Here is a 13,080-nt window from a genome sequence, read left to right on the forward strand (position 1 = left end):
GCGAGTACCGGGACCCCTCCGTCGTCGTCCGGGCGCGAGAACGGACGGCGGGGAACCGGTGGGCCGAAGGGTCCGTGTGGTGCTCGCATCGGGGGGTAGTCGTTCCTGGCCACCGGTCCGTACACCGGGGCGGGGTCGGGCCGATCGTCGAGGTCCACGCACCTGCCCGCGGTGAACGAGCGGCAGGCGGAAAGGCGTTGTTCGTCTCGACGGGTGGCGCCATGGGGATCGTGGAGCGGGGGGTGACCGGGCGTGGGAGCTCGAACTCACGAGAACGCGGCGGGGGACGAGGTCGACTCCGACCCGGCACGGCGCGCGGGTGGTCGTGACGACGATGCGGGAACCCGCCTGACGGTGCTGGTGGCACTCGCGGCCAATCTCGTCATCGCGGTCGGGAAGGCGGTCGCGGGTCTCGTCGCCGGAGCGCCGGCCCTGCTGTCGGAGGCGGCGCACTCGGTGGCGGACACCCTCAACGAGGCATTCCTGCTCGCCTCGCTCGACCGGAGCCGGCGCACGCCGGATGCCGAGCATCCCTTCGGGTACGGCAAGGACCGCTACTTCTGGTCGCTGTTGGCGGCCGTCGGCATCTTCGTGCTCGGCGGCGGCTTCTCCTTCTTCCAGGCGTGGGAGGCGCTGCGAGAGAAGAGCGAGCCGGATGTCGCCGGTTATCTCGCGGGCCTGGCCGTCCTGTTCGTGGCGCTGTGCGCGGAGGGCGCTTCGCTGGTGCGCGCCGTGCTCCAGGTACGCCGGCAGGCCCGGGAGTCGGGCGTCTCCGTGATGCGCGCGATCCGGGACGTGGACGACCCCGCCCTGCGCACCGTGCTGGCCGAGGACGCCACGGCCGTGCTGGGCGTACTGCTCGCGATGGGTGGGCTCGGTCTGCACATGGCGACGGGCAATGCGGTCTGGGAGGCCGCGGCGTCGTTGTGCATCGGCCTGCTGCTGGTGCTCATCGCCTACCGGCTCGGCCGCGAGGCGCGCGGCGAGCTGATCGGCGAAGCCGTGGACGTGGCACTGCAACGCGACATCCTGAAGTACCTGGACGCGCAGGCCGAGATCGACGTGGTGACCCAACTGCTGACCATGCGCCTGGGCCTGCACTCCACGCTGCTCGCGGCACGCATCGACCTGGCCGACGGTCTGGACAGCGAGGCCGTCGAGGTGATGTCGGTACGACTCAAGCGCTCCATCGGCGAACGATGGCCACATGTGGACCAGGTCTTCCTGGACGTGACGCGGGCCGGCGCCGGGGAGCGGCGGGAGGCGCACCGGTACCGCGCGTCATTGGACGAGGCCGCGGCGGACCGCGAGCCGCGGTCGGTCGAGTGAGCCACGGTCGGCCGCCTGCGGCAGCCCGCGATCGCGGCGCCCGTCGGCCGGGATGCCGGCACGTACGGTCGCCCGTCGATGCGTGCTGCTCCGACCGATGAGTTCGTTCGCCGCGCGCAGTCCAACCATGGACAACGTTCACCGAGCACCTCGCGCGAAGGAAACATCATGCGGAAGATCACCGCCGGCCTGTTCATCTCCCTCGACGGAGTCGTCGAGGCGCCCGACCAGTGGCACTTCCCGTACTTCAACGACGAGATGGGCGCAGCCGTCGGCGCCCTCGCCCAGGCGGGCGACACCCTCCTGCTCGGCCGCAAGACCTATGACAGCTTCGCCGGCGCGTGGCCGGAGCGGGAGGCGGCCGGTGGCGAGGACGCCACGTTTGCGAAGGTCCTCGGCGACACGCGCAAGATCGTCGTGTCGACCGGGCGGCCCACGTTCACCTGGCGCAATTCCGAGCAACTCCGGGGCGACCTGGTGGAGGCGGTCACCGCCCTGAAGAACGAGCCGGGCGGGGACATCTCGCTGAGCGGTTCGATCTCGATCGTCCGCCGCCTCCTGGTGGCCGGCCTCTTGGACGAACTGCACCTGCTGCTGCACCCGATCGTGGTGGGCAAGGGCATGCGCCTGTTCGAGGAGGCGGAGAGCACGCTTGCGCTGACCCTGATCTCGTCCCGGACCTTCCGCACCGGTGTGATGCACCTCGTCTACGCTCGGGCCGAGTCGACGGACGGCGGCACGTATCAGGAGGCGAAGCCGCACCTGCCCCAGGGCGAATAGCCGCTAGGCCGGTGTCCTACCTCGGCGCCGGATGGCGGTGTCCGGTCGGGGGCGGCATCGGGGCCGGGCGGCCCGAATGGCGGTGTCCCGACATCGGGCCCATCCGGGATGCCCTCGCCCGAGGTGGCGCGCGGGAGCGGTGGGGCACGGTTCCGCGCGCCACCTCGAATCGGGTTCCGGAACGACACGTGGGGCGGGGGGCGGCGAACTGCGCGGTGTGGTCCGGCGAGTGCCGGGACATCGTCTCCCCCACACGCGGAACCGCCGACGGAAGGCACACCATGGGCGAGCAGGACGGCCGACGCGAGAGCGCGGACGAGCGCGCGGATCGGCGCTGGAACGAACTGCTCCAGGAGGTCCGCGTCGTACAGACCGGCGCGCAGGTGCTGTTCGGATTCCTGCTGAGCGTCGTCTTCACGCCCAAGTTCGACACGCTGGGCGACTTCGACAACGGCCTCTACGTGGCCGCCGTCGTGCTCGGCGCGGCCTCGATGGGTGTCCTGGTGTCCATGGTTTCGCTGCACCGCGCGGTCGCCGGACAACACCTCAAACCCCGCCTGGTGCACCTGGCGAACCACCTTCTCACGGTGGGCGTGGGACTGTTGGCGTGCACCATCGGCTGCTCGTTGTTGTTGCTGCTGCGGGTGGCCACCGACGCGGTGACGGCCGCGGTGCTCACCACGCTGGCCGCGGTGTGGTTCCTCTGTTGGTGGCTCGTCCTGCCCTTGGTTCTTCGGCTGCGCGTACCGGGGTGGCCCACAGGGAAGTGAAGCCCCGCGACGCCCGGCCGGCGAGGAGTCGGTTCGCGGTCGCAATGCCCGCGACGGCCGGGGCGCTCAGGGCGTCGTCTCCTCCCGGGCCGCCCCGCGGCTCGGCCCTGCGCCGGTGTCGTCCCCCGCCCCACGAGCCGACGGCGGCACGGCGAGCGGGTTGAACAGGTGTGCGGTGTCGGTGACTTCGAGCAGGCGGCGGAATTTGTCGCCGGGCACGAGTCCGAGTCGGGTCCCGATTTCCAGGGCCCTGGCACGCGCATACAGCAGGGCGTGCAGACCCGTGCTGTCGCAGAAGGTGATGCTGCGCATGTCCACGTCCACCCGGGGCGCACCCGAGTCGAGCGCGGTGTCGAGGGCGCGGCGCAGCGGTGGCCCGGTGTCGATGTCGAGTTCACCGCCGATCCGCAACAGAACCCCGTCCTCGACGACGGTCACCCGAATGCGCAGGTGCTTCGGCGTGGCTTCGCGATGGCGGATCCTGGGGCGGCCCGGTGGGCGCAGCGACTGGCGGGTGGCGGGGCGGCGTGGGGCGGCCATGACGGGCTTCCCTCCCTGGCATGTCGGGCGGGGACCTCGATCGTTGGGGGTTGACATGTGCTTTCGCGGGATTCGGGTGGCCGGTGGTTCCGGCCTGCGGTGTGTCAAGCATCGGTCGTCGCCGAACGTGCGTCAAGTAATTCATGAACTGCAATTCGTGTATCGAGTTACCGGAACGATCGCGCCTATGATGGTGGGCATGAGCGATGCGGAGCAGTCCAGGCCGTCGTGGACGTTCTTCACCAATCACGCGCGTGTGCTCTCGGTGATCGCCCGTGATCCCGAGGTGCGGGTGCGCGACATCGCGGCTGCGTGTCTGCTGACCGAGCGCGCGGTGCAGGCCATCCTGACGGACCTGGAGGACGGCGGGTATCTGACCCGGCAGCGCAGCGGACGGCGCAACATCTACCGAGTCGTGCCCGGAACCGAGGTGCGACATCCGGCCGACCGGGGCCGGGCCGTCGCCGACGCCCTCGACCTGCCCGAACAGACCCCTCCGGACGGGACGGACGCGGACGCGGACCTGCTTCGGGCCGACGCGGGCGAGCGGGAGTTCGGGCGGCGCGACCGCTCGGATTCCGGCGGCTGACCGACGACCTCGCACCCGGCGTCGGTCCGCGCCCTCCGCGACCGTTCCGCTCCGTCCGTTCCGCATGCCCGGTCGGACATCGGGTAGCGGCTCGGTGTTCGAGCGTGGGAGCGCGGTTCGAGCGTCGGACTGCGCGAGAAGCGAGGTGAGTGCCATGCCGAGGGGATCGAGTCCCAAGCGGGAACGCCAGTACGAGCACATCAAGGAAAGCGCGAAGAATCGCGGCGAAAGCACCAAGCGCGCCGAGGAGATCGCGGCTCGCACGGTGAACAAGGAACGCGCCCGCGCCGGCGAGGCCGAGACGGCGAGTCGGACCTCCCTCCAGGACATGTCCTCGTCCCGGCGCGGTGGTCTGCGCTCGCACAGCGGCGCCCAGGGCCCCACCTACGACCAGCTTTACGCCGACGCCAAACGTCGCGGCATCAAGGGGCGTTCGTCGATGAACAAGAAACAACTGGAGCAGGCCCTCGGTCGTTGAGCACGCCGACCCCGGCTGCCCGATGTCGGCGGCCGATCCGGGTCCGGGTCGGGAACGGCAGGCAGGCGTCCGGGGTCCGACGCTCCTTCTGCCGGCGAGCCGGCCGCCTGCCTGCGTCCTGAAGCCGAGCCGACCGACCGTCACATGCGGACCGGCTCGGCCTTTTCCGTGCCGAGACGGGTTGCTTGCTTGTACAAGCAGTATGTAGGTTGAGGCCATGTCGGACTTCACGCCGACCGGCGGGGCCGAGGCGGAGCCTGCCGGTGACGACGAGGACGACCGCTGGTGTATGGCGGTGCGCCTGTTGGGTCGGATCGAACAGCGCTTGGACCGGGCCCTGCAACAGGCCCATGGTCTACAGCTCTCGGAGTATCGGGCGTTGTGCGCGCTGAGCCGGGAGGACAGCGGGGGAAGCCTGCGGATGGGGGAGTTGGCCGAGCGCATCGGCCTGAAGGTCAGCTCGGTCACCCGACTCGTCGGGCGACTGGAGGCCCAGGGCATGGCGGCACGAACCTCCGTCGGCGGTGAGGACGGTCGAGGGGTGCGAGCCACCGTCAGTACGGCCGGGCACCTCCGCTGCGAGCAGGCGACGGCCACCTACCGGGCCGCACTCGGCGCGGAGTTGCACGCAGCCCGCGAGAACGTCCACCTGGCCGAACTCGCCGGCTGGGTCCGCGGCACCTGACCCGACGCCGACGCCGACGCCGACGACACGACGGGTCCGAGGGGCATCCGGATCCTGCACGCCGTCAAGGTCCGACCGGCGGCCTCCGGGCCCCGGTGCAGGGCTGCGGCCCACCTCCCGATGCGCTGCCAACGGCCCCACGCACCCCCGAGGCACCGCGAGAACCGATCCCGCCGACAATTCGACGATTCCGAGGCCCGCACCGGGCAGATCGTAGGGCCGACCATGACGGACACGACCGATCCGACCAGAAGGGGCGACCTGTTCGTCGGCGTCGCCGGCCACCGTCGGTTCGAGGGTCCCACCACGGGCGACGAGCGCGCCATCCTGATCGACGTCCTGGCCGCCCAGCGCTCGACGCTGGAACTGAAGTGCGCCGGTCTGGGAACGGAACTGGCCCGGCGATCCGTCGAGCCCTCCACACTGTCCCTGCTCGGCATCGTGCGGCACCTCGCGGACGTGGAGCGCCGCTGGTTCCGGCAGGTCCTGGCCGGGCAGGAGGCACCGGCCCACTTCTCCTCCGGCGCCGACCCCGACGGCGACTTCGACGGGGCGGTGCCGGACGCCGCGATCGTCGAGCAGGCATGGCAGGCATGGCGTACGGAGGTCGCCTTCGCCGAGCGCTTCACGATCGAGGCACCCGACCTCGACGTGGCGGGCGACGACGTGTGGCGGGGGACGGTGTCGTTGCGCTGGGTGCTGATCCACATGGTCGAGGAGTACGCCCGGCACAACGGCCACGCCGATCTGCTGCGCGAACGCATCGACGGCGCCATCGGCCTGTGACCCGCCCGCCGCGACCGCTCCCGCGGCAACCGCCCCCGCCACGACCGCTCCCGGCTCGACGGCGATGGCGCGACCGGCGTCGACGGGGGTTGGCGGGGTGGGTCGTGGTGCGACCTCCGTCACGTGTGCCGGCGTTCGCGGGGAGATCGTGACACAACTGATCTGACGGGTCGTCAGTTCGGTTGGCGGCCCCTGGATCCGGGAGCCGTCACATGGCAACCGCCGTACCTTCGTCCGGCCTTCGTTCCCGCCTGATCGTGCCCACCCTGGCCTTCGGCGGCACGCTCATGGCACTCATGCAGACGGTGATCGTGCCGCTGCTGCCCGCACTTCCCGGCGATACCGGGTCGTCGCCGGGCACGGTGAGTTGGATGCTGACCGCGACGCTGCTGTCCGGTGCGGTGCTCAACCCCGTACTGGGCCGTGCCGGCGACATGTACGGCAAGCGCCGCATCCTGGTCGGCGCCCTCGCGGTGATGACGGTCGGATCGGCCCTGTGCGCGATGACGACCGACATCGGCGTGCTGATCACCGCGCGTGCCCTGCAGGGCACGGCCGCCGCGGTCGTGCCGCTGGCCACCGGCATCCTGCGGGACGAACTGCCGCCGCACCGGGTCGGCTCGGCGGTCGCGCTGATGAGCTCGACGGTGGGGATCGGGGCCGCCGCCGGGTTGCCGCTGGCCTCGATCGTGGTGCAGCACGCCGACTGGCACATGTTGTTCTGGGTGACGACCGGCCTGGGCGTGCTCGGCGTGGCGCTCTCGTGGTGGGTGGTGCCGCGCTCGGCGACGCGTACCCCGGGCCGTTTCGACGTCGTGGGGGCCCTGTTGCTCACCGCCGGCCTGGTGGGGGTGTTGCTCGCGGTCTCCAAGGGTGGTGACTGGGGCTGGACGAGCCCGCTCGTGCTGGGGGTGGGTGCGGCCGGTGTCCTGGTCCTGCCGATATGGGGATGGCATCAGCTGCGGGTGCGCGAACCGCTCGTGGATCTGCGCCTCGCGGCCCGCCGTACGGTCCTGCTGCCGCACCTGGCGGCTCTGGTGACCGGATTCGCCTTCTACGCGAACTGGCTTGCCACCGTGCAGTTGGTGCAGGCGCCCGAGGAGACCGGGTACGGCCTGGGGGCGTCCGCGTTGGTGGCGAGCCTGTGCCTGCTGCCCGGCGGGTTGACGATGGTGGCGATGTCGCCGGTGTCGGCTCGGCTGTCCGCGGCGCGCGGCGCCCGGTCGACGCTCGTGACGGGGGCGCTGGTGATCGCGGGGGCGTACGTCGTGCGGGTGTTCACCAGCGAGCAGATGTGGTCGATCGCGGCCGGGGCGACGTTGTGCTCGGTGGGGACCGGCCTGGTGTACTCGGCCTTGCCGACTCTGGTGATCCAGGCGGTGCCCTCGGCACAGACGGCGGCGGCGACGGGCTTGAACGTGCTCATGCGCACGATCGGCCAGGCGCTGTGCAGCACCGTGGTCGCCGTCGTGTTGACGACGGTGACGTCGACCCTGCCGGCCGGGGCGGGGGGCGGCACGTACGCCTCGCTCGACGCCTACCGCATCGTCTTCGCGCTCGCCGCCGCCGCGGCGCTGGCCGCGGCGGTCACCGCGGCGGCGATCCCGCGCACCGCGATCCACCCCGCCGGCGTCGAGGCGCGTGGCCCGCTCCGCCGCGCATCCCGGGCGCGCTCGTGACACTCGGCACGTGACGCCCGATGCCCGGATGCCGGTTTCCCGGCCCGGCAGCCGACCCGGGAGTGAACCGAGGCCGCCGCGCGCCCGGCACACGCGAGACGGTGTGCGCGCGGGTGCGCGGCGGGAGACTTCGGGACGCTCGCCATGCCTGCCCGGCGTGGGTGTGACGTCTGCGCGAGCAGGGACCTCGTCGTGGTCGACGCGGGTACGTCCGCGGTAGCCGGTCGTTTGCGCGGCCCGCGAGCGGAGCGGCGAACCGGCCGACGGGCGGGCGTCGTTACCGGGGTGCGTGCGGGTGGCCGCAGCGGAACAGGGGGTCGCGGGTGTCGAAGGGGACGTCCTCGCGGGACTCCTCGACGGCCCGCATCGACGAGGGCAGGTCGAAGGGCAGGGTTCCGGGAGTGGGGCTGTTGCCGAAGACGGCGTCCAGAACCAGGTCGTCGTCGGCGCCGAAGTCGGCCAGGAGGGCGGCGGCGCAGCCGGCGAGTTCGGTGAGGATCGCGGCGCGGTCGAGGAAGACGTCGACGGCGGTGGGTACGGTCGCGCACAGCTTGCGCAGCCGTTCGAGTTCGGCGGCGGAGAAGTCCAAGGAGCCGGCGTGGAAGTGGCGTTCCAGGAGGCCCTCGCGGGGTTCGTAGGGGGCGTCGATCCGGATGACGGCCAGGTCCGCGTCCTCGGGGCGCTCGACCACCGTGCCGTAGCGGGACGCGACTTCGGGGTCGATGTTCTCGATGTACAGGCGGCGCCGGGGAGTTGCCGCGAACGCGTTTCCGGTGAGGCGGACCAGGGAGCGCTGTTGTACGCGGCGGCCGAGTTCGGTACGGGTGGGGTGCCCCACCACCTGTTCGGCGACCTCGGGGTCGACGTAGGGGTCGTCGAACAGGCCGAGTCGGAATTTGTCGCGCAGGATGCGCCGTGCCGATGCGTCGATGCGGCTCTCGTCGACGGTGCCGGGGCGCACCGCGTCGACGATCAGGTCGGATCGGGTCTCGCCGCCGAACTGGTCGACGCCGGCGTGCAGCATCATCGCGGCCTGTTCGGCGAGGGAGAGGTGTTCCACGCCCCAGTTGCGCGCCGGCAGGGCGACGACGCCGGGGATCTCCATGCCGGTGAGCACGTTGAAGTCGCTGCACACCACGCCGTCGAAGCCGTACCGTCCGCGCAGCAGGCCGGTGAGCACGTCGCGGTTGAACGAGGAGCCGACCTCGGCGAGCGCGGTGCCGACGGGGATCGAGTAGCACGTCATGACCTGGGCGGTGCCCACCTCGAACGCGGCCTCGAAGGGCTTGAGGTGGTAGTCGAGGTTGCCGCCCGGATAGACGGTGCGGGTGCCGTAGGCGAAGTGCGGGTCCTCGCCGTTCTCCTGGGGTCCGCCGCCGGGGAAGTGCTTGGTCATGCAGGCGACGCTGTCGGCGCCCAGGCGTTCGCCCTGGAAGCCGCGGATGTAGGCGGCCAGGATGCGTGCGGCGCGGTCCGCGTCCTCGCCGAACGTGCCGCCGGTGCGCGGCTTGCGGGGTTCGGTGGCCAGGTCGGCCATCGGGTGGATGGCGACGCGGACGCCGACGGCGCGCAGTTCGGCGGCCATTGCGGCGGCGTATTCCTCGACGAGTGCGGGATCGTCCGTGGCCGCGAGGCCGATCGGTTCCGGGCCGCGGCTGAAGGCGCCGCCGGTGAACGCGGTGGCCGGGTTCTCGGTGAAGCCGTGCCGGGGATCGGAGGCGAGGGTGACGGGTATGCCCAGGCGGGTGGCGGCGGCCAGGTCCTGCACGTGGTTGTTCCACCGGGCCATTTCGACCGGTGCGGGCATGGCGGTCAACCCGAAGGTGTTGATGCCGCGTTCGGCGATCAGTTCGGCCCCGGAGGGTCTGCGGGCGCCGTCGCCGGGGATCATCCGGCCGCAGCACATCAGTCCGGCCTTCTCCTCCAGGGTCATTCGGCCCAGCAGGTCGGCGACGCGTTCGTCGATCGGGAGCCGGGGGTCCTCGTAGGGCTCCATGGTCCCGTTGTGGTTCAGGTCGCGAAAGCGGGTGCCGTCGTGGTGGCGCAGCGTGCGGGGCATGGCGGATGACTCCTCGTGATGGGTGGCCGGTGTGGGCGACGGCGTGGGCGGCGGGTGGTGGCAGGCGACGGTGCGTTGTTCGCCGACGGCGCGTATCGAGGGTCCGCGGTCGCGCGCAGCCGGGTCGCACAGGGGCAGCGGGTGCGGAACCGGCAGCCGGACGGCGGGGCCGACGGGGAGGCGGGTCGACGGCGAGCAGGGGCCGTTGCCGAGGGCGACGTGCTCGCGGCAACCGGGTCCGCCGGTACGCCCGGCACGTCGGTGTCGGGGTGGATCGGCTCAGCCCCCCGGTCGAGTGGCACAACTGCCAGGCGACAGTAGTGCAAACGCTTGCGGTGGGGAAGGTTGTAATCCGGGATCCCGGCGGGGAGATCGGTCCGCACCGGACCCTGAGCCGGCGTTGGTCACAGCTTGGTAACGTGCGATCCGTATGAGCAGCGATACAATTTCACATGTCACATCATGCGTGCATGAGAAAAGTCATAGCCCTGTTCTCGGCAGCCGTGGCACTCGTCGCCCTCAGCGGAGCCTCCGTCGGCGCCGCACCCGATTCCGCCGGCCCCGAGGACACCGGGCAGGGAAAACTCGTCTGGAGCTCCTGTAACGACGCCACCACGCCCGCGCTGCAGTGCGCGATGCTCGACGTGCCGGTGGACTACGCGAACCCGCACGGCCCCAAGATCAAGATCGCGGTGAACCGGCTTCCCGCCACTGCACCCAGGCACAGGCAACAGGGTCCGATCCTGCTCAACCCCGGCGGCCCCGGGAACTCCGGGCTGTGGATGCCCGCCTTCATCTCCGGGCAGATCCCGCAGGACGTCGCCTCGACCTACGACTGGATCGGCTTCGACCCGCGCGGCACCAACAGCAGCGAACCCCATGTGGTCTGCGACGCCGAGTACTTCCATGGTCCGCGGCCCGACTACCGGATAAGCCAGGGCACTTCCAAGGCCTGGCTGTCGAAGGCGGCCGGGTACGCCGCCGATTGCGCGGCCGACTGGTCCTGGCTGATGCCGCACATGACCACCGTCGACAGCGCACGCGACATGGACAGCATCCGGCGGGCGCTCGGAGCCCCGAAGATCAACTTCTACGGCGGCTCCTGGGGCACCTCGCTGGGCTCCACGTACGGGCAGCTCTTCCCCTCGCGGGTGCGGCGCATGGTGCTGGACAGCATCGTCGGCCCGACCATCCCCTGGTACGACCACAACATCCTCCAGGACAAGGAACACCAGCGCCGCTTCGACGCCTTCGCCGACTGGACGGCCAAGGCCGACTCGGTCTACCACCTGGGCACGGACGCAGCCGGCGTCAAGAGGGCGTACGACCGGGTCGAGGCCGCGCTGCGGACCGAACCGGTGGACGCCGCCCCGGCCCCCGGCAAGATCGGCCCCGCCGAGTTCGAGGACACCTTCTACGGCGGCGGCTACAACTTCCTGCGCTGGCCCAGGATGGCCACCGTGCTCTCCGCCTACGTCACGCAACACGACACCCGGCCGCTGAACATCGCGTACAACCGCTACGCGGCGCCGGGCACCGACGACGCCAGTTTTCCGGCGTACAACGCGGCGCAGTGCAACGAGAACGCCTGGCCGCGCGATTGGGAGTTCTGGAAGAAGGACCAGGCCAGGGTCGACGCCACCGCGCCCTTCTACACCTACAACAACATGTGGTACAACGCGGCCTGCATGTTCTGGCCGGGCCAGGGCAACCCGGCGGGTCGGATGAAGATCACCGGCAAGGGCCTGCCACCCGTCCTGCTCTTCCAGGCCACCGAGGACGCCGCCACGCCGTACGAGGGCGGACTGGCCATGCGTGACGCACTGCCCGGTTCCAAGCTGGTCGTCCAGACCGGCGGCAGCTTCCACGAGATCCTGTTCCACGGCAACGCCTGTCTGGACGACACGTTCACCGCGTACCTCCGCGACGGCAGCCTCCCCAGGGGCGGTGGCCGCATCGCCAAGACGTGCGCCCCCCAGGCCGATCCCACTCCCGTCTACGTGACCCCGACGCTCAGCGCCAGGACCGCCGGAGCGGCCACTCCGCTCCCGCCCACCGACCCCGAGGCCCTCCGCGGCGTGCTTCGCTAGTGGCCGGCAACGGATGGTTTCAGCCGGCACGGGGGGCGCGGAATGCACGTTTCCAGGGGTCCGGAAGCGACTTCCGCGGTGCTGTGGCGACATTTCACCCCCGGCGATCGCGGCGCCGCGAATGCACTACGGAGTAGGCCAGGCACTGTGAGTCGTGGGGGGGGGGGGGGGGGGGGGGGGGGGGGGGCGGGGCGGGGGGGGGCCGGGGGGGGGGCCGGGGGCGGGGGGGGGGGGGCGCGGCGGGGGGCGGGGGCCCCCCCCCCCCCCCCCGGCCGTGCGCGGCGGGGCGCCGATGCCCCGGGGGAGCCGTCGAATGGCGTGGATTCGGCTCCTCAAGTCGTGATCATCAATGCGACGATCTGGTGATCGACGGGGCTTCCGCGCCGGCGCGGCGGCGTTTCCCATGACCGGAAGGGGCCACGTTCGTGGACTCGCTGGATCTGAAGACCGTGCGCACCAGCCTCGAAGGGGCGGTGTTGCAGGTGCGGTTGGCCCGGCCGGAGGTCGGCAACGCGCTCGACGAGCAGATGTTGGACGACCTCCTGGCGGTGCTCTCGTACCTGCGTGCGCGCTCCGACGTGCGCGTGCTCGTGCTGTCGGGGGAGGGCGATTCCTTCTGCCTGGGCGGCGACCGCGGCGAGTTGCTGCGGCTGGCCGCCGAGGACCCCGGCGGACCGGCCGTGCGCAGGATCGGCGACAAGGCACGGGCGGTGTGCGAGGGGTTCGCCGCGGCCGATCCGGTCACCATCGCCCGGGTGCACGGTCAGGTGGTCGGGGCCGGGTTGGCCCTGGCGATCTTCTGCGACCTGCGGGTGGGCGACACCGGGACACGGTTTCGGATGCCGGAGTTGGCCCTGGGACTGCCGACCGCGTGGGGTGGTGCGATGGCCCGGTTGATCGGTGAGGTCGGTGCCGCCCGGATCCGCGAACTCGTGCTGACCGCGGACGCGTTCGACGCCCATACGGCGCACCGGTTGTCGATCCTGCATCAGGTCGTGCCGGCCGAGGAACTCGACGGCGCGGTGAGCCGCTGGGTCAAGCCGGTGATCCGTAGGCCCGTCGCGGCACTGCACGCGTCGAAGACGCTGATGAACGCCTACAGCCGGGGCGACCGGTTCGGTGATCTGTCCATGCTCGACGGCCACTTCCTGTCCGCGTTCCTGGGCGCCGGGACCGCGCGCTGACGCCGGCGGGGGGCGGGGCGGGGGGGGGTTGCGGCCCGGCCCCCCCGCCCCAGCCACAGCGCCCCCGCACCCCCCACCAGGGGTTGAGACCAAAAGCCCCCCCCGGGGGCC

The 13,080-nt window shown here is 71.5% G+C and carries 12 protein-coding genes; 10 read left to right on the plus strand and 2 right to left on the minus strand.

Annotated features, from left to right (window positions below):
- Nucleotides 1-252: 252 nt before the first annotated feature.
- The 3 genes from ACIBM5_RS25650 (at nucleotide 253) to ACIBM5_RS25660 (ending at nucleotide 2,879) form a co-directional block, all read left to right on the plus strand.
- Nucleotides 253-1,329, plus strand: a complete 1,077-nt coding sequence (locus ACIBM5_RS25650; RefSeq protein WP_396008973.1) for a cation diffusion facilitator family transporter — start codon at nucleotides 253-255, stop codon at nucleotides 1,327-1,329.
- A gap of 168 nt (nucleotides 1,330-1,497) precedes the next feature.
- A complete protein-coding gene (locus tag ACIBM5_RS25655; protein ID WP_396008974.1) occupies nucleotides 1,498-2,109 on the plus strand; it encodes a dihydrofolate reductase family protein in 612 nt (203 codons plus the stop codon).
- A gap of 281 nt (nucleotides 2,110-2,390) precedes the next feature.
- Nucleotides 2,391-2,879 (plus strand): DUF6328 family protein, encoded by a 489-nt coding sequence (locus ACIBM5_RS25660; protein WP_396008975.1) that lies wholly within the window; start codon nucleotides 2,391-2,393, stop codon nucleotides 2,877-2,879.
- Nucleotides 2,880-2,945: 66 nt separating this feature from the next.
- Here ACIBM5_RS25660 and ACIBM5_RS25665 read toward each other — a convergent pair whose 3' ends face one another.
- On the minus strand, nucleotides 2,946-3,419 hold the full coding sequence (locus tag ACIBM5_RS25665; protein WP_396008976.1) for an STAS domain-containing protein: 474 nt from the start codon (nucleotides 3,417-3,419) through the stop codon (nucleotides 2,946-2,948).
- Nucleotides 3,420-3,618: 199 nt separating this feature from the next.
- On the opposite strand from ACIBM5_RS25665, the gene ACIBM5_RS25670 reads away from it, so the two are divergent.
- The 5 genes from ACIBM5_RS25670 (at nucleotide 3,619) to ACIBM5_RS25690 (ending at nucleotide 7,636) form a co-directional block, all read left to right on the plus strand.
- Nucleotides 3,619-4,008 (plus strand): helix-turn-helix transcriptional regulator, encoded by a 390-nt coding sequence (locus ACIBM5_RS25670; RefSeq protein WP_396008977.1) that lies wholly within the window; start codon nucleotides 3,619-3,621, stop codon nucleotides 4,006-4,008.
- Between the two features lie 154 nt (nucleotides 4,009-4,162).
- Complete coding sequence (locus ACIBM5_RS25675) at nucleotides 4,163-4,486, plus strand: plasmid stabilization protein (protein ID WP_396008978.1); 324 nt, start codon at nucleotides 4,163-4,165, stop codon at nucleotides 4,484-4,486.
- A 217-nt stretch (nucleotides 4,487-4,703) separates the two neighbouring features.
- Entirely contained in the window at nucleotides 4,704-5,171 is a 468-nt protein-coding gene (locus tag ACIBM5_RS25680; RefSeq protein WP_396008979.1) for a MarR family transcriptional regulator, read from the plus strand.
- Nucleotides 5,172-5,396: 225 nt separating this feature from the next.
- The gene (locus ACIBM5_RS25685; RefSeq protein ID WP_396008980.1) at nucleotides 5,397-5,957 is read left to right on the plus strand and encodes a DinB family protein; all 561 of its coding nucleotides are present in this window, start codon (nucleotides 5,397-5,399) and stop codon (nucleotides 5,955-5,957) included.
- 212 nt (nucleotides 5,958-6,169) lie between these two features.
- Complete coding sequence (locus ACIBM5_RS25690) at nucleotides 6,170-7,636, plus strand: MFS transporter (protein WP_396008981.1); 1,467 nt, start codon at nucleotides 6,170-6,172, stop codon at nucleotides 7,634-7,636.
- Nucleotides 7,637-7,913: 277 nt separating this feature from the next.
- On the opposite strand, the gene ACIBM5_RS25695 is transcribed toward ACIBM5_RS25690, so the two are convergent.
- A complete protein-coding gene (locus tag ACIBM5_RS25695; protein ID WP_396008982.1) occupies nucleotides 7,914-9,695 on the minus strand; it encodes a glycoside hydrolase family 3 protein in 1,782 nt (593 codons plus the stop codon).
- 470 nt (nucleotides 9,696-10,165) lie between these two features.
- Between ACIBM5_RS25695 and ACIBM5_RS25700 the strand changes: the two genes are divergently transcribed.
- The gene (locus ACIBM5_RS25700) at nucleotides 10,166-11,785 is read left to right on the plus strand and encodes an alpha/beta hydrolase (RefSeq protein ID WP_396008983.1); all 1,620 of its coding nucleotides are present in this window, start codon (nucleotides 10,166-10,168) and stop codon (nucleotides 11,783-11,785) included.
- A 425-nt stretch (nucleotides 11,786-12,210) separates the two neighbouring features.
- On the plus strand, nucleotides 12,211-12,969 hold the full coding sequence (locus ACIBM5_RS25705; protein WP_396008984.1) for an enoyl-CoA hydratase/isomerase family protein: 759 nt from the start codon (nucleotides 12,211-12,213) through the stop codon (nucleotides 12,967-12,969).
- The last annotated feature ends 111 nt before the right edge of the window (nucleotides 12,970-13,080 follow it).

It is taken from the genome of Embleya sp. NPDC050493, from assembly GCF_044458105.1.
In the GTDB taxonomy this organism is placed as follows: domain Bacteria; phylum Actinomycetota; class Actinomycetes; order Streptomycetales; family Streptomycetaceae; genus Embleya.